Below are 16,427 nucleotides of genomic sequence, written 5' to 3' on the forward strand. Positions count from 1 at the left end.
CGAACGTTGGCTTGCAAAGGCTTTCAGGGATTTCCCGCGCGTTGGGCACATCGGTTGCTACCGTGCAGGCATGCAGATCGAACCCCTGGACCCCCACAGCCCCGCCGCGAGGTCCCTGCTGGCGCAGTCGGACGCGTACATGGCGGCCCTCTACCCCGGCGAAAGCAACCACCTCTTGGATCCCCAGGCGCTGGCCCAGCCGCAGGTGCGCTTCATCGGCGTCTGGCTCGCGGAATGGCTGGCCGGCTGCGCCGCGGTGAAGGTCGTCGACGACGATGCCGACGGCCCCTACGGCGAGATCAAGCGGGTGTTCGTCCAACCGCATTTCCGGGGACGCGGCATTTCCAAGGTGCTGATGGAAGAGCTCGAGTCCCATCTCAGGGCACAAGGCATCGGACTGGCGCGCCTGGAGACCGGCGTGCACCAGCCGGAGGCGCTCAAGCTCTACGAGCGCCTGGGTTATGACCGCCGCGCTCCCTTCGGCGACTACACCGACGACCCGCTGTCCGTCTTCATGGAAAAGCGCCTGTCGGCCTGAGGCCGCCCTCCCCCCTAGAACCTAGTCCCCTCGACGAGTTCCCCCGCCCTGGGGGACGGGCGACGGCCACGCGGGCCGGCGTCGACATACCGTGTGGGCTGCCCGGTTTTCCCGCAGCAGCACCGCCCCATGGCCCCGACCGACCGCCACGCCCCCAAGCTCGCCTCGATCGAGGCCGCCCGCGCGATCGCCGCGCTGGCGGTGGTGCTGATGCACGCGACCCACCTGATGCGGGTGCCGCAGTTCTCGGGCCAGGTCGCGCTCGGCGGCCTGTTCGACTTCGGTTATGCCGGCGTCGACTTCTTCTTCGTCCTGAGCGGCTTCATCATCACCTTCGTCCACCACGCGGAGCTCGGCGGCGGCGCGGCGCGCTGCCCGGGCTACCTGTGGAAGCGCTTCGTGCGCGTGTTCCCGATCTACTGGATGGTGCTGGCGATGACCGCCGGCCCGTCGATCCTGGCCCGTCTGGCGACCGGGCGCACGCCGATCTCGGAACTGGGCGCCGAGGACCTCCCCGGCACGCTGCTGCTGTGGATCGGCGGTGGCACGCCGGAATACGTCGGCGTGGCCTGGTCGCTGCAGTACGAGGTGCTCTTCTACCTGAGCTTCTGCGTGCTGCTGCTGCACCTGCGCGGCGGCCTGGCGCTGTACGCGCTGTGGGCCGCGCTGGTGGTCGCGCAGGCCTTCGGCCAGTTGCCGGCCGCCCTGCCCTGGAAGCTCGGCGATCCGCACTGCCTGCAGTTCCTGATGGGCGTCGCCACCGGGCTGATGGCGCGCCACGCGACGCTGCCGCTGGTGCGAGGGCAATGGCTGCTGGCGGCCGCGGCCTTCGCCGCCGCGGTGCTCTATGAACGGCTCGGGCCGCAGGGGCCGCATGCCTTCGGCGGCCGCGTGGCGCTGGGGCTGGCCTCGGCGCTGGTGCTCGCGACGCTCGTGGCGATGGAGCGACGCCGGCCGGTGCGCGTGCCGGCGCTGCTCGTCCAGCTGGGCGCGGCCTCGTACTCGCTGTACCTGGCGCACTGCCTGCTGATCAACATCGTGCTCGCGTCGATGGCCAAGGCCGGCCTCTATCACGCGCTGCCCGAGGCGCTCGTCTTCTCGATCGCGGTCCTGGCGGCCGTCACCGGCGGCTGGCTGATCGGGCGCTGCCTCGAACTGCCGGTGGTCGCGTGGCTGCGGCGGCGGCGCTCGCCACCGGCCGTGCCCGCGCCCGCGATCGCGGCCTGAGCGCGCCGCTCGTCACTCCTCGTTGTCGCCGCTGCCGCCCGTCTGGTCGTTGCGCTTTTCCGCCTGCTTCAGCAGCGGGGCCTCCAGGCGCGCCATGCCGTCGATGAAGCTGTCCACCGGCTGCGGCGTGGCGACGCGCAAGGCCGGCGGCGGCAGGGTGGCCATGTAGTTGGGACCGAGCCAGTACTGCTGCTCGGTACGCCGGCCGACGGTCAGCACCAGGCCGACGACGCACATCGCGCCGATGCCCACCGCCAGCCGCCGCGACGCGCGCGGCCACACCACCGTCGCATGCCACCACAGCAGCAGCGCGGCGCCGACCGACATCACCAGCGTCTCCAGCGCCAGCAGCCGCGGCAGGTTGAACATGTAGGCCAGCAGCGGCAGCAGCAGGTCGAAGAGCTGCATCGCCACCGTCGCCACCAGCGCCCGCCACAGGTGGGCGCCAAACGCGAACCAGTGCCGGAAGAGCTGCGTCACCAGCGCCCACAGCGCGGCCCAGATCAGCGCCACGCCCACCGGCGCCAGCAGCGCGCTGACGGTGTCGACCCAGGTCGCGCTGCCGTCGTTGGCGGCCCAGTTCGAGCCCCACAGCAGCAGCGCCCAGACCGCCAGCAGCGCCGGCAGCGCCCACGACGGCCGGGCGTCGCGCCGCACCGGCTCGTCGGCGCGGTTCATCGGCTTTTCCGCCGGCAGCGGGTCCAGCGAGGTGCGCAGCCGCAGCCGGGTCGTGCCCAGTTGCAGGAGCGCCGACGACGGCCAGGCCGCGCGGCTGCCGGCGGCGATCCGGTGGCCGTCGAGCCAGCCGCCGTTGTGGCTGGGCAGCAGCTCCAGCACCGGGCCCGAGGCGGCCGGCGCCGCATCCGTCCCGGCGTCGTCCCAGTGCAGCAGCGCATGGGCGCCGGCCAGGTGCGGATCGGCCAGCACCAGGTCGCAGTCGGGCGAGCGCCCGATGCGCAGCGGCCAGGCCCGCACCTTGTGGGTTTCCCGGCAATGACCGTCCCGGTCGACGATCTCGATCACCGCGTCCATGCGAATCCTTGCAGGTAATGACGCGTCAGCTGGGTGGCATTCGCGAAGCTGACGCCGCGGGCGTCGAAGCGGCCCAGCGCGCCCTCGGTCGCGGCGTCGACGTTGGTGACCAGCACCGTCAGGTCGAACAGCCCGTCGAGCTTGCGGTAGGCGCGCAGGCAGGCGACCGCGCGCAGCGGCGGGCCGTCCTTCTGCTGGACGAAGTCCTCGCGGCAGTACGGCGCGGTGCGGTCGCGGTCGGGACCGCCCAGGCGCTCGTTGCGGAAGCTGGCCGAATAGATCGTCGAGAAGCGGACCGCGCCCAGCTTGCTGCCGTCGTAGACCTCCTCGGTCACGCCGAAGTAGCCGGTCTGCAGGGACTCGCTGATGAACAGCGCGTGCTCCATCCGGCATTGCGTGCGCTGCATCTGCAGGCCCTGCGCGTCCGCGGAGGTGCCGCTGCCCCAGCAGCGCATGTACTGCTCCTGCGGGATCGGGAAGCGGTAGCGCGGGTGCGTCAGCGTGCGCCAGGGCTGGGCCAGGAAGTTGCGCGACAGCTCCTCCTGGTAGGCCATCAGCTGCTCGCGCAGCTTGGGCCAGGCCGCGCCCTTCATCGGCGCGGCGTCGCGGCTGCGCGCCAGCAGCGCGGCGGCGTGCTGCGCCGGCACCAGGAAGCTCATCTGCTGCGCGAAGATCATCGTCGACACGTTGATGCCGACGATCTCGCCGTCCTCGTCCAGCACCGGGCCGCCGCTCATGCCGGGGTTGATGGAGCCGGAGTAGTAGATCAGCGGATCGAAGCTGCGCTCGACCAGGCCGTTGTAGGTGCCCTCGACCACGGCGAAGGCGACGTCGTGCGGGTTGCCCATCGAGTAGATGCGCTCGCCCTTGGCCAGCGGCTGGTCGGCCTTGCGGAAGGCCAGCGGCGTAGCCGTCATGCGCGCGACGACGCCCTTGGGATCGGCCTTGGCATCGCCGCCCTTGGCGACGATGCGCAGCAGCGCCAGGTCGCGGCGGGCATCGAAGTCGAGCAGGACGATGTCGCCGCCGTCCCCTTCCGGGGTCTGGTACTGCAGCCGGTAGCGCTCGGGCTCGAGCGCATGCTGGCTGATCACGTGGTAATTCGTGATGACGTGGCCCTGCGCGCTGACGACGAAGCCGGACCCCACCGAGGCCTGGCTGCCGTTGAAGAGCGTGCGGACCTGCAGCAGCTGGGCGCGGCTGCGGTCATAGAGCCGGCGGGCGCTGGCGGAGACCGGGGCCGAGGCTATCGCCTGGCTGGCCGCGGCCGTGCCGGGCTGCGGGGCGCTGGCGGGCGGCGCAACGACGGACGGCGCAACGACGGACGGCGCGACGACGGGCGGTGCGGACAAGGGAGGCCGCTGCGGCGAGGGCGCCGGCTGGGCCTCCGGCGCGGGGCGCGTCTGCGCCGCGGCGGGCAGGCCGAGCGCCACCGCGACCAGCAACGTGGCCGCCCGGGCGAGGGCCCGCCCAAGGGTGAGAGGATTTCGCGACAACGCAGCAGACTCCAGGAATGAGCGAACGCCGCATGCTAGCGGCTTTGCGTCGCCTCAGGGCTGCTGCGGGCGCTCGCCGGCCGGCGGTTCCTCCGGAGTGGCGGACTGCCGCGGGCGCCGGTCGCCGGGCCAGGGGCCGAACAGCGGTTGCGGCATGCGCACCGGCGTGACGTCCAGGTACAGGTTGACCACGGTGTAGTCCTCGGGGCCGAGCTCATCCGTGCTCCAGCCGATGCTGCCGGGGCCCTTGTAGAGGCGGAAGAGGAAGCCGAGGTCGGCCAGCGCGTCGCCCGCCTTGGGCGCCGCCTCGAAGCTCAGGCCGCGGAACTCGGGCTGCACGCTGTCGATGAGGATGGACATCGCCGTCGAGATGGTCGAGTCGCCCAGCATGTCCGTGTAGAACTGCGGCAGCGTGTAGTAGGGCTTGTAGTCCGGCGCGCCGGGCTCCAGCTTCTGGCCGCGCAGCTTCAGCGCCGAGGGCGTCACGCCGCGCGTGCGCAGGTTCATGCGGTCGCCGTGATCGAGGTAGGTGAGCCTGGCGTTCTTCAGGTTGAAGACGCCGAGCGCGCGGTCCGAGCTCGCCTCGCTGAGGTCGACCAGCAAGGCGCCCTTGTGGCCGAGGACCTCGACCTCGTCGCCGCGGATCACGGCGGCGGAGTTCTCGTCCACGCCCAGACCCAGCTGGTAGCCCTTGGCCAGCATCAGCGGCACCATGCGGCCGAAGCGGCCGCGCTTGAGGAAGTGCTGGTCGACGAACAGCCCCGGCCCGACGAAGCCCAGCCCGCGGTCGATCTGCTTGCCCTCCTCCCACTGGCCCTTGAGGATGCTGATCACGCTGGGCGCGTCGCGGAACATCACCGTGCTCATGATCGCGGCCCCCGCCGAGGTGCCGGCCACGACGCCGCCCTTGCGGTAGACGTCCCAGATGGCATCGAGCATCGGCGTCGAGTGGCCGCCCGGGAAGAGCACGTCGACGATGCGTTCCTGCGAGCCGCCGGTGAAGAAGATGCCCTTGGCGTTGCGCACCTTGGCGATCAGCGCGGCGTCGCGCACCACCTTGTTCAGGTCGACCCACGAGAACTTCGGCGCGACCGGCAGCGCCTCCGCGACCGCGCCGCGGCGCTGCAGCTGCTCGACCACCTGCTTGGCGCTGGCCTCCGGGTCCTCGGCGGCCGTGCCGAAGACGACGAAGCGTGCGCCGCGCCCGCCCGCCAGCGCGATCAGCCGGTTCCAGACCTCGTCGTTGTCCGCCTTCAGGGCGCCGCCGATCGCCATCGCGTGGCCTTTAATGGGGACATCCGCGCCAGGGCCAGGCGTTGCCTGGGGAACGGACGCCGCGGGCGCTGCCGGCGCAGGGGCGACGACGGCGGGCTTGGTCGCGGCCGGTCTGGCGGGCGTCGGCGCGCCGGGAGCGGCCGCCCGGGCCGTCATCGCGGCCAGGACCAGCACCAGGCCGAGGGCGCCGGCTACGCGACGCAGGGAACAGCGATCGAACATCGTCAAGGCCTCACGCCGCGGACCGGCGGCATCACGTAACCGGAGGAAGCCGCCCCAATGACGGGGCGGATCGGACGAAGGGGGGAGCACAGGAGGGCAACGATAGCGTCGCGTCCCCACCGACAGGTGACTGTTGGTCACACCGCAGTTGCTTCGTCGCGACTGTCGCGGGAGATCACCCTTGCCGGTGCCGGGCCGGTCCCTAGACTGGTCCGTCAGAGCCATCCCCCAACGGCCTCAGGGAGCCCGCCATGACCGTCCCTTCCCCCCGTGTCGCCAAACGTCCGCCGTGCCCACCGAGCCTGCCGCGAGCCTGCGCGGTCGCCGCGCTGGGCGCGCTCTGCGGCCTTGCGCAGGCGCAGGTCGCCGCGCCGGAGGCCGCCGCCTCCGCCCCGCCGCAACAGCTGCAGCGGGTGCAGATCACCGGTTCCGCGATCAAGCGCATCGCCGACGAGGGGGCGCTGCCGGTGCAGGTGCTGACCCGCAACGACATCGTCAAGGCCGGCGTCACCACCGCGGCCGAGCTGATGGCGACGGTCTCCTCGCTCAGCAACAACCTCACCGACGGCGTCAGCATCGGCACCGGCGGCTTCCGCGACCAGATGGGCTTCAATTCGGCCAACCTGCGCGGCCTGGGCACCTCGTCGACGTTGGTGCTGCTGAACGGCCGGCGCATGGCCAACTTCGCCTCGCCGGGCGACGACAACGGCGTCGACCTCAACAACATCCCGGCCGCGGCGATCGAGCGCGTCGAGGTGCTGCTCGATGGCGCGTCCGCGATCTACGGCACCGATGCGATCGGCGGCGTCATCAACTTCATCACCCGCAAGGACTACCAGGGCCTGCAGCTGGACGTCTACGCGGGCAAGTCCGGCGAGGGTGGCGCGGGCAAGCGCACCGCGTCGATCGCCGCCGGCCATGGCGACCTGGCGCGCGACGGCTTCAACCTGATGGGCGTGCTGGACCTGCAGAAGACCGGCGCGCTGCGCACCTCGCAGCGCGACTTCATCTCCGACCTCCGCATTCCGGAGCGACTGCCGCACCTGCTGTCCTCGGCCAGCTTCCCCGGCAACATCCGGCTCTCGGGCGACCAGCGCGACTACCTCGAGTCGCAGGGCTTCGCGATCAATGGCCGGCCCATCACCACGCGCACGATCAACCTGAGCGCGCCGACCTGCCAGCCGCCGCACTCGCTCTACCTGCCTGACGGCATTGGCGGCGTCGACGGCTGCACCTACGACTACATGCGCGACCTGGAGCTCTATCCGAAGACGGACAAGGGCAGCTTCCTGGGCCGCGGCGTGCTCAAGCTGGGCGACCGGCACGAGGCCTTCATCGAGGCGGCCTACACCCGCAGCAAGAGCTGGTACGTCGGCACCAGCAACCGGATCGACGCGGACCTGGATGTCTCGATGATCCCGGCGCTGGCGGCGACCGGCCTGGGCGACGCGCTGCCGGACGACCGGCTCATCACCGTGCGCACCCGCATGCTGGAGGCCGGCCCGCGCGCGAGCGAACTCACCAGCACCGGCAGCCGCATCGTCGTCGGCATGACGGGCACGCTCGGCGCCTGGGACTACGACTGGGGCTACAACCACAGCGTCAACCGCGTGTCCGACCGCGACGTGCGCGGCTACCTGCCCTACACCGAGACGATGCAGGCCTTCGCGGACGGCCTGCTCAATCCCTTCGGTCCGTCGAGCGAGGCCGGGCTGGCCTTCCTGCGGGACAACAACATCAACCAGGAAGTGCGCCGCGCCCGCGGATCGATGGACAGCCTCGACGCCAAGTTCACCCGCAGCCTGGCCAAGCTGGGCGGCGGCGACCTGGCGATCGCGCTGGGCGGCGAACTGCGGCGCGAGAAGTCCTCGTCGGCGGCGAGCGACCTGCTGATCTCGGACGAGATCGTCGGCGACCCGACGCCGGGCGACGCGCAGTTCACCAGCAATTCCCGCAAGGTGTGGGCGGCCTATGGCGAACTGCTCGCGCCGATCACCAAGGCGTGGGAGTTGCAATTCGCGCTGCGCCACGACCATTACCAGAAGGTCGGCGCCACGACCAATCCGAAGGTCAGCCTGCGTTATGCGCCGCTGGACAACCTGACCTTCCGCGCTTCGGCCGGGACCGGTTTCCGCGCGCCGTCGATGAACGACCTGTACCGCTCGGTGAAGACCGGCGAGACGGCGACGCTGCCCGATCCGGTGTGCATGCGCGAGAACGACAACGACCTGGGTTTCTGCGCCAACAACTGGGAGACGCGGACCTATTCGAATGCCAACCTGAAACCGGAGAAGTCGCGGCAGTTCTCGATCGGCATGCTCGCGGATCCGACGCCGGCATGGAGTTTCGGCCTGGACTACTGGCGCATCGAGAAGCGCGACCTGATCAGCACGCTGGGCGACGACGTGATCCTCGCCAACCTCGACAAGTACGAGCCGCTGGTGCACCGCTACAACGAGGACGAAGGCATTGCGGGCTGCGACTACGACCCCGACGACTCCGAGATCTGCTTCATCGAGTTGCGCAAGGAGAACCGCGGCAAGCAGAAGGCGTCCGGCCTGGACATCACGCTGCAGTACCGCTCGCCGGCGACCGCGATGGGGCGCTTCGGCGTCAAGCTGGTGGGGACGTTGACGCTGAGCTCGAAGAAGCAGACCGGCGACGGCGATCCCTACATCAGCAACCTCGGGCGCTTCGTCACCGACGGCGTCGTGCAGCGGTGGCGGCATCGGGTCAACTTCGATTGGTCGCGCGGTCCGTGGAGCATCAACCTCGCGAACTCGTTCTACAGCGGCTACGACGACCAGAACTCGGCGATCGATACCAACACGGGGCTGGTGGTGGGGAAGAACAAGGTCAAGGCGTATTCGCTGTGGGACCTGTCGGGCGGCTGGGAAGCGACCACCGCGCTCACGCTGCGGGCGGGGGTGAAGAACCTGTTCAACACGGCACCGCCGTTCTCGAACCAGGCTTACTTCTTCATTTCGGGCTATGACCCGAGCTATACGGATCCGCGGGGGAGGTTCTTCTACTTGGCGGCGTCGTATCAGTTCAGGTGAGCGGGAATGGCGTGAGGTGCGGGGGTCGAGACTGGCTGAGGCGATGACCGGTCTGCCGGCGTTTCAGCGGTGCTACGGTTCCTCGTACAAGGCGAGCCCACAATTACCGCAGCATCGCTTCGCGCCGAGGCGAGGCTCTTGAGCAGCGAGCCAAGGGCTTCTGCATCGAGGGCACGGCCAACGCGAAATACGAAAGGCCGCCCAACCCCACGCCATACACCAGAGCGAGATGCCGCCGAAGAAGACAAGCTCTCCGGAGAGACCGAGCATCAGCTTCGTGATAACGAGCAACAGGATGGTGCCTGGCAGTCCCAATACCAACAGCAAACCGGCGGTCCAGTTCCTTCGACGGTACTCATTCCATGCGCCAGAGACGTTCGGGCTCGACATGCGCCTGAGGATAGCAAGTTGCTGTCCGCTTCCGGCCCAAGCCGCGGCGACGTGTCTACGCATCTAGACTCGCCGCTCACCAGAGATTGGCAGCACAAGGGCGCACAACGCAGGCCGCCCTGAGGGCGGTGGCTGCAGAGTAGTCGTCAAGCCTCATCGCGGAGTAGTTTGGCCTCGGGGTGCGTCGCCATGTAATGGGCCGCCTGCTCAGGCGTGATGCCCACCAGAATAGTTGCAGTGCTGTCCCAGCAGACCAACTCGAACAGTGCGCCATCCAGTTGCGGCGTCAAGGCATTGGCATCCCGCCAGAATCGCGCATTTCCGTCCGCAGCCGGCGGCCGTAGCACCTCAACACGCTTGTCGCACGGGAAAGCACTGAATACGCCCCACATGAACTGCAGGTTGGAATACAAGAGGCATCGAGCCAGCTCTGGACCTGTCACCCAGCCGTCGGCCTGGGGAAGGCCATCAAAGGTAATGTTCGTCTCGATGTCACTCACGTACCAGTCAAACTCGGATGCGTCGACGCCGAGGGCGCGCAAAGTGCCACCGACGTCCGTGAAGTACGGGACTGCGTTCGTTGATTCGAGCAAGACGTTCATGACCGTCTGAAGTGAAATGTTGCCGCGAGGAGCGACCTTACCGCGGATAGGCTTGCAACGGACATAAGGCACCAAATTGAAACCCATCGAGCTAATGATCGTTCTCGCGTGGCTGCTCGCGCCGTTTTTGATCGTCGCTGCGGCGATCTTCGTCGTCTGTCAGCGCACGGAACTTCGCGCAGCGCGAGCGCGGAACGCAGCGGGGCTTGTCATCTTGTGCGCTCTATCAGCCTTGATGTCGTTAGGGGCGCTCATGTGGGGACCGCCGATACTCGGTCAATACATCGGCATGCGTGATGAGCCTTTCATGTGGGCGCCATTCGCTGGTCTGGCTGTCGCTGTGTCGTTGCCCATTGCGCTGCGGTGGACCAGATGTCGTAAGTGACTACCTCTCCCGGTCCAGGCGGAAGCCGCAGGTGGCTTCGTAGCGGGAGCGGACGCGGCGGGATAACCTAGGGCGATGGACGGCGTCGCTTCTTCGCTTGTGATGGCTATTGGGATGACGATGGCCTTGGTTGCTGCAGCTCAGATGGCAAGCACCATTCTGTTGTGGAGCAGGCATCCAACTGAAGCCCGACTCGCATTTGGATTCTGGTCTTCAGTACTAACCCTGCTTGCCAGCATCCCGCTGTTCGCTCTGTCCCTCCTGCTGACCTTGACATCAGTTGGTTGGTGGCCGGCTCTGATCTGTCTAGGGCTTGTCGGCTGGGCCACTGGCTTGCTGGCTCGTGCCATCGAGTCAAGGCGATTGGCTCGACAAGCGACCAAGAGGCCCATGTTTCGAAGGTAGTCCACACGCTATGCCCACTCCCAGCTTGAAGCGCAGGTTCGCCTCGCAGCGAGGCTGCGGGAAAACGCGTCCTCATTGCGAGGTGGCTGAGAATCGACCTCTCAGATCGACGCAGGATCGGCGATCGGCGCCTCGCTAATGGTGTCGAGACCCCGAGAACGGACCGTTGGAGGAGTTTTCACACAGCCTCCAGCGAAACCAGACCCTTGCCGGGGCGGAGGATGACATCCGAAAGCGGTCGACTGCATTTGGGATTTGACTCAGTTAGTCCCTGACTCCTTCAGCGTCGCAACGGATCTCAGCATTGACAGCGAGCGCTTTCGCAGTCGTTGAGCGAGATCAGCGATCGCAGCAAACGAACCACACCCCCCCGGATGGGCGGCGCCATAGGCGCCCTCGCCCCCATACAGTTGGACGCAACCGATCGAGCCGAAGACTACAAATCAATACCATCTTCGGTGTGGCCCGCTGACAAGGAGGAAGCTGGTGACGATCCTGCAAGAGATCCATGCGTGGTCTAAGGGCCTTGCACGCTGGCAGCAAGATGCCATCGCTAAGCTCTATGGCGATCGCACGCTCAGTGCTGCCGATCTGGACCATCTCTACGCCTTGGCCAAGTCCGAGGTGGGCATCCCTGATCCTGAGAGTCGCCAGGCGCAACGGCTCGAGGACACAGAGGTGGCACCGAAGGTCGATCCCAGCCGCTTGGTCCTGCTGACGGCCATCAAGGATCTGCAGAACGTCAACGCATTGGCCAGCGGCACGTGTCTGCCGATCTCACGGACGGGCATGACGGTCATTTACGGCGAGAACGGCGCCGGAAAGTCCGGCTATTCGCGCGTGTTCAAGCACGCCTGCCGCGCGCGCGATCGCCGCGAATCGATCCTGCCGGACGCCAACCTTGAGCCCAGCAAGTGCGGGCCGGCGAGCGCGGTGTTCGAGGCGAATATCGACGGCGAGGCAATCGATCTGCCATGGCAGGTCGGGGCCGAATCGCCGGCGCCTCTATCAGACATCTCGATCTTCGACTCGCATTGCGCGCGCGCCTACATCGACAACCAGGGCGACTTCGCCTATGCCCCATACGGCCTGGACATCCTTGAGGGACTGGTTGGGGCCTGCACCAAGCTGAAGGCCCGCGCCACGGCCGAAAAGGCCGCCAATGCCCCGAGCGATGCGGCCTACGCCGTCCTCATGCGCGAGCAGACCGAGGTCGCCAAGAAGCTAGTCGGTATTCCGGCCAGGACCAAGGCAGAGGACATTGAAGCGCTGGCAACGCTCAGCGAGGCTGAGGTGGCACGGCTCGAATTGCTCAACAAGACTTTGACCGAAACCGATCCGAAGCAGAAGGCTTTGGCACTGCGCCAAAAGGCCAGTCGCCTGGGAGACCTGAAGGCACGTGCGGCGGCTGCGGCGGACGCCGTGAGCGCGGAGCGAGTTACTGCGCTCCAAGAACTGGTTCATAAATCCAACGTCGCTAAGTCGGCCGCTGAACTAGCAGCCAGGGAGTTCAAGGCGACACCGGGTCAATTGCCCGGCACCGGTGGAGAGGAGTGGAAGGCGCTCTTCGAGGCCGCACGCGCGTTCTCGACCATCAGCCATGCGGGTCATGCCTTCCCAAGCCTTCCCACCGAGGCCGCGTGTCCCCTTTGCCAGAACACCCTTGGACCGGAGGGGCTCGCACGGCTGTTGCGCTTTGACGCCTTCTTTCAGGCTGCTGCGGAGAAGGCGGCCAAGCACGCAAGGGAAGCCGCCGCGGCGCCGTTCCTCGCTATCAAGCAGGCGAACCTCGATTTAATGTTCCGCGACGCCCTAGTCGAGGAACTGACCGAAATCGCGCCGGCCGTTGCCGAGGCCTGTGCAGCCGTTCAGGAGGTTCTCAAAGCGCGGCAGCAAGCGGTGGTCCATGCGGCGTCCGGAAAACTGGGCTGGGAAGCCGTGCCCAAGTTCACTGCCGATCCACAGCTTGGCCTCGCGGAGGTCGTCGACAGTTTGTTGAGCCAAGCCAAAACGCTCGATGCCACGGCCGACGAGAAGCTCAAGTCGGCGATGGCCGCGGAGCGGATTGAACTCGACGCACGCCGCCGCCTTGGTGAGGTCAAGACTGCCGTCCTCGAGGCGATGACCAAGCACGCGTACTGCCACAAGCTCCAATCCTGCATCGACGGCATGGACACGCGAAGCATTTCGCGGAAGTCCACGGAACTCTCGCGCACGACGGCGACCCAGGAACTTGCGAACGCTCTCAATGAGGAACTCAAACTGCTCAAAGTCCATCACCTGCAGGTCGCGATGAAGTCCGAATCGCCCGGCGGCCGGACGCAGTTCAAGCTCACGCTGCAGTTGCCAGGCGGTGGCCCGCCTGCGGCCATCCTCAGCGAGGGTGAACAGCGGGCGATTGCCATCGCGTCATTTATGGCCGAGATCCGGCTGGGCAAAGGCCGAGGCGGCATCGTGCTCGACGACCCGGTCTCGTCACTAGATCACCGCCGCCGGTGGGAAGTTGCAGAGCGCTTGGTGAAGGAATCGTTGGCGCGGCAGGTCATCATCTTCACCCACGACATCTACTTCCTGCTCATTCTCGAACAGAAGGCGCAGGAGGCGGCAACAGCCCTCACCAAGAACTACATCCGCCGCACCGCGCAGGGGTACGGCGTGTATTCGGAGAACTTGCCTTTCGACGTGCTCGGCACAAAAGATCGACTCGGCCGCCTTCGGCAAATGCTGGTGGCCGTGCGCAAGACGGCGAAGGAGGGCGACGAAGAGCTTCAGCGCCAACTGACGGCCAAGTGCTACGGCCACCTGCGCCTAGCCTGGGAGCGTTGCATCGAAGAGGTGCTGCTAAATGGCGCAGTGCAGCGTTTCGGCGAGGGCGTCGCCACGCTGCGCCTTAAGGGCGTCACCGTCACTGATGGCGACTACAGCGAGATCTATGCGGGCATGACCAAGTGCTCCAAGTTCGAGCACGACGCCGCGGCCACGGTGGGCAGGCTTCCTGTGCCCGAACCGGACGAACTCAGCGAGGACATTGAGCGCCTGGCCAACTGGCGCGATCTGCTCGACAAGCGAGTGAAGGAAGTCGCCAAGACGCGCGGTTGATCTCATTGCACTGACTACAGGGCGACGCATCGGCAAGGTGCCATTAGGTGTCAGACCGCCTGCATACACAGAACCCAGTTCCGAAGGCGAAACTCATTGGGTGCATGAGGGATGCCAAGAACGGCTGCTATCAGCCTGACGCGCACCTCGACTACGCAGCAACAGTGCTCCTACGCTTCAGCAACACGCCCGTCATGGCCAAGCAGAGAATTACCGACATGACGGAGCCCTCGGCGCAGAAGGCACCGCCGGACAGTCAAGTTAGACCTCCCCGATTGACCGGACATTGCGATTGGAATCAGGGCCTCCTGTACAGGGATCCAGGCGAAGTGCAGCGCGGTGCGAAGCTATATCCACTAGCTCAGTCGGTAGGCTGCTGCAAACAACAGACTGAGTTCCGCCCGATTGGGCCTCCCAGTTCTTACCGGCTTGCTCCATCTCTTCGTCGCGCCATGTTCAATCGTTCAGGCTCTCTGTCCGACTCGCCCACTAGTCGACGTTCCATGGCGGCAGTGCCACTGTCATCTCCGCGCGCCGAGGCCATTCGGAAGATCTCGCTTGGAGACCGCATCGATACGGGAATATCTGGAAGTCCGATGCGAGCCTGCTCACGCATCATCCCGCGCCCGGCGCTCGTTTCCTGAATGGGTTCCACGCGTCGCGAGAAACCGACTCCACGATCTCTTCCCCATGACCATCCGATTTCTGGCTGAGGCTCCTCGCTCCGCCATCGCCTTGGCCGCTATACGCCTGCTGGTACCCGTTGCCTGTTGGACGGCTTTCGCCGTGTGGAGCAACTACTCAGCGGTGCTCATCGCCGGCGTTGCCGTCTCGTTCTCCGCCCTGTCTCTCTGGGCAATCGCATCGCGTGGCCGGTGGCGGGAGGTCGAGCTTGGCGCAGATGAGATAGCCTTCACGGACAGCAAGTCGACGGTGCGGGTTCAGCGCAGGAACATCGTCGCGCTTACCGTGCGTGACGCTGGCATTGCCATCAAGTGGACCTCGCCGCTGAAGCCTCGCGTCGCCATACTCGCCAAGGAGCGCTTCAGGCCCGACGCCTGGGCCCAATTGAAGACGGCGCTTCAACCATGGGCCACTCGGCCCTGATCGCCATCCGACCACTCATGAGCGCGAACCCGTACGCATCTCCAGACTTCCAAGTCGCAGACCTTCCTTCCCGACAGGCGTCCTCGGAGCCCCCGTTCTTTGCCGTCTCGCTGTCCAAGCTCGTCGTCATGAGCGTCTGCACGCTCGGCCTGTATGAGATCTACTGGTTCTATCGCAACTGGAGATGCATCAGGCACCGGGAGCAAAGCAACATCGCACCGGCGCTGAGAGCGCTGGTCGCGCTCTTCTATTGCTACCAGTGCTTTTCCCGGATTCGCGCTTACGACATCGAGAAAAATGGCAGCTCGCCCCTCGCCGCCGGGAGCTTGGCCGTCGGTTGGATCGTCGCCACCTTGCTCTGGAAGCTTCCAGATCCGTACTGGTGGCTCTCGCTGCTCGCTTTCGCATTCCTCCTTCCCGTGCAGGCGTGCGCGAACAGGTTGAATGCGCAGGTGAGCCCACTCCACAAGCGCAATGCGTCCGTACGCGGCTGGGACTGGCTGGCCGTGATTCCCGGGGGCGCACTTCTGCTGCTCGCGTTCCTTGGAACACTACTGGCCCCTTGACCGGAGTGAGCGTACCGAGGACTCGGTCCAGGCCTTTCATCGAGTGGAAGCCCCGCCGCTTCGCGCCGGTCAAGCCGCCGGTCGTCCACGTGGCCCGCTCGCGGCGGCGCCCTACCCCCTCAACCTCTCCACCGCCAGGTCAATGAACGCCCTCACCTTGCGCGACGCTCGCTTCCCCTGATGCTGCAGCGCCTGCACCGGCACGGCGGGTGGCGCGCACTTCGGGAGCACCTCCACGAGCGCGCCTGAAGCGATCTGCTCCTCGACCATGTACGACAGCACTCGCGTGACGCCAAACCCATCGCACGCCGCCGCAATGGCGTGGTCATTGCTGTTGGTGGCGAGTCGAGCGCGTATCGGCACGGCGACGATCGGCGCGTCCACGCCCGCGCCCTCACGGAATTTCCACTCCGATCCAGGCTCCAGCCCAAGCGCCGCGATCACCGAGTGCTTCGCGAGATCCTTCAGCTGCTTCGGCGTCCCGCGCTGCTTCAGGTACGCGGGCGACGCGCACAGGATGCGCCGCACCGAGGCCAGTGGCGTCGCGTGGAAGGAAGCATCCGGCAGGTCACCGATGCGGATCGCCACGTCCACGTCCTCGCTCAGCAGGTTGACATTGCGATCCAGGAAACGGCACTCGACCTCGGTCTCCGGATAACGCGCCAGGTAGGCCAGCACCACCTCGTTCAGCTTGAGCCGCCCGTACATCACTGAAGCGCTGACGACGAGCTTGCCGCGCACCGCGCCGTGCGAACCACTCGCCGCCTGCTCGATTTCCTCCAGCTCGCCGAGCACGCGCCGGCAGTCCTGCGCGTAGCGCTCGCCGACCTCGGTGACCTTGACCACGCGCGTGGTGCGCAGCAGCAGGCGCACGTTCATCGCCGCCTCGAGCTCGCTCACCGCGCGCGTCACCACCGGCGCGGACACGCCGAGCCGCCGCGCCGCCGCGGAGAACCCGCCCTCCTGAACGACGGCCACGAAGATGGCCATGGCATCGAGCTTGTCCATATCTTTTCTGATCCAG

General features: G+C 66.9%; 11 protein-coding genes. 6 read left to right on the forward strand and 5 right to left on the reverse strand.

Annotated elements, in window-relative coordinates; genetic code table 11:
* Positions 1-70 precede the first annotated feature (70 nt).
* Together FHT37_RS13235 and FHT37_RS13240 are read left to right on the forward strand one after the other, a co-directional pair.
* Positions 71-538: a GNAT family N-acetyltransferase gene (locus FHT37_RS13235; protein WP_183481945.1), complete on the forward strand. Its 468-nt coding sequence runs from the start codon at positions 71-73 to the stop codon at positions 536-538.
* A gap of 129 nt (positions 539-667) precedes the next feature.
* Positions 668-1,765: an acyltransferase gene (locus tag FHT37_RS13240; protein ID WP_183481948.1), complete on the forward strand. Its 1,098-nt coding sequence runs from the start codon at positions 668-670 to the stop codon at positions 1,763-1,765.
* 12 nt (positions 1,766-1,777) lie between these two features.
* Here the strand turns inward: FHT37_RS13240 and FHT37_RS13245 are convergent, their stop codons facing one another.
* The 3 genes from FHT37_RS13245 to FHT37_RS13255 all read right to left on the reverse strand — a co-directional run bounded on the left by FHT37_RS13245 (position 1,778) and on the right by FHT37_RS13255 (position 5,568).
* Complete coding sequence (locus tag FHT37_RS13245; protein WP_091726062.1) at positions 1,778-2,797, reverse strand: FHA domain-containing protein; 1,020 nt, start codon at positions 2,795-2,797, stop codon at positions 1,778-1,780.
* Entirely contained in the window at positions 2,785-4,149 is a 1,365-nt protein-coding gene (locus FHT37_RS13250; protein ID WP_183481951.1) for a serine protease, read from the reverse strand. The genes FHT37_RS13245 and FHT37_RS13250 overlap by 13 nt, the downstream gene beginning before the upstream one ends.
* Positions 4,150-4,347: 198 nt before the next feature.
* Complete coding sequence (locus tag FHT37_RS13255) at positions 4,348-5,568, reverse strand: cyanophycinase (protein WP_183481954.1); 1,221 nt, start codon at positions 5,566-5,568, stop codon at positions 4,348-4,350.
* Positions 5,569-6,041: 473 nt separating this feature from the next.
* Between FHT37_RS13255 and FHT37_RS13260 the strand changes: the two genes are divergently transcribed.
* Positions 6,042-8,849: a TonB-dependent receptor gene (locus tag FHT37_RS13260; protein WP_183481957.1), complete on the forward strand. Its 2,808-nt coding sequence runs from the start codon at positions 6,042-6,044 to the stop codon at positions 8,847-8,849.
* A gap of 536 nt (positions 8,850-9,385) precedes the next feature.
* On the opposite strand, the gene FHT37_RS13265 is transcribed toward FHT37_RS13260, so the two are convergent.
* Positions 9,386-9,841 (reverse strand): hypothetical protein, encoded by a 456-nt coding sequence (locus FHT37_RS13265; RefSeq protein ID WP_091726074.1) that lies wholly within the window; start codon positions 9,839-9,841, stop codon positions 9,386-9,388.
* 1,276 nt (positions 9,842-11,117) lie between these two features.
* Here FHT37_RS13265 and FHT37_RS13270 point away from each other — a divergent pair.
* From FHT37_RS13270 to FHT37_RS13280, 3 genes are all read left to right on the forward strand, one after another.
* Entirely contained in the window at positions 11,118-13,730 is a 2,613-nt protein-coding gene (locus FHT37_RS13270; protein ID WP_183481960.1) for an AAA family ATPase, read from the forward strand.
* Positions 13,731-14,420: 690 nt separating this feature from the next.
* Positions 14,421-14,837, forward strand: a complete 417-nt coding sequence (locus FHT37_RS13275) for a hypothetical protein (protein WP_183481963.1) — start codon at positions 14,421-14,423, stop codon at positions 14,835-14,837.
* A gap of 17 nt (positions 14,838-14,854) precedes the next feature.
* Positions 14,855-15,403 carry a hypothetical protein gene (locus FHT37_RS13280; RefSeq protein ID WP_183481967.1) on the forward strand — a complete coding sequence of 183 codons (549 nt, stop codon included), beginning with the start codon at positions 14,855-14,857 and terminating at the stop codon, positions 15,401-15,403.
* Between the two features lie 111 nt (positions 15,404-15,514).
* Here the strand turns inward: FHT37_RS13280 and FHT37_RS13285 are convergent, their stop codons facing one another.
* Entirely contained in the window at positions 15,515-16,411 is an 897-nt protein-coding gene (locus FHT37_RS13285) for a LysR family transcriptional regulator (protein ID WP_183481970.1), read from the reverse strand.
* Positions 16,412-16,427: the final 16 nt, after the last annotated feature.

The organism is Mitsuaria sp. BK037 (assembly GCF_014193045.1).
In the GTDB taxonomy this organism is placed as follows: Bacteria; Pseudomonadota; Gammaproteobacteria; order Burkholderiales; family Burkholderiaceae_C; genus Roseateles.

Bases quoted from the DNA above. Each gene is read 5' to 3' on its own strand.
- FHT37_RS13255 (WP_183481954.1), bottom strand. From the start codon at position 5,568: ATGGCGATCGGCGGCGCCCTGAAGGCGGACAACGACGAGGTCTGGAAC.
- FHT37_RS13285 (WP_183481970.1), bottom strand. From the start codon at position 16,411: ATGGACAAGCTCGATGCCATGGCCATCTTCGTGGCCGTCGTTCAGGAG.
- FHT37_RS13245 (WP_091726062.1), bottom strand. From the start codon at position 2,797: ATGGACGCGGTGATCGAGATCGTCGACCGGGACGGTCATTGCCGGGAA.
- FHT37_RS13265 (WP_091726074.1), bottom strand. From the start codon at position 9,841: ATGAACGTCTTGCTCGAATCAACGAACGCAGTCCCGTACTTCACGGAC.
- FHT37_RS13280 (WP_183481967.1), top strand. From the start codon at position 14,855: ATGAGCGCGAACCCGTACGCATCTCCAGACTTCCAAGTCGCAGACCTT.
- FHT37_RS13235 (WP_183481945.1), top strand. From the start codon at position 71: ATGCAGATCGAACCCCTGGACCCCCACAGCCCCGCCGCGAGGTCCCTG.
- FHT37_RS13275 (WP_183481963.1), top strand. From the start codon at position 14,421: ATGACCATCCGATTTCTGGCTGAGGCTCCTCGCTCCGCCATCGCCTTG.
- FHT37_RS13260 (WP_183481957.1), top strand. From the start codon at position 6,042: ATGACCGTCCCTTCCCCCCGTGTCGCCAAACGTCCGCCGTGCCCACCG.
- FHT37_RS13240 (WP_183481948.1), top strand. From the start codon at position 668: ATGGCCCCGACCGACCGCCACGCCCCCAAGCTCGCCTCGATCGAGGCC.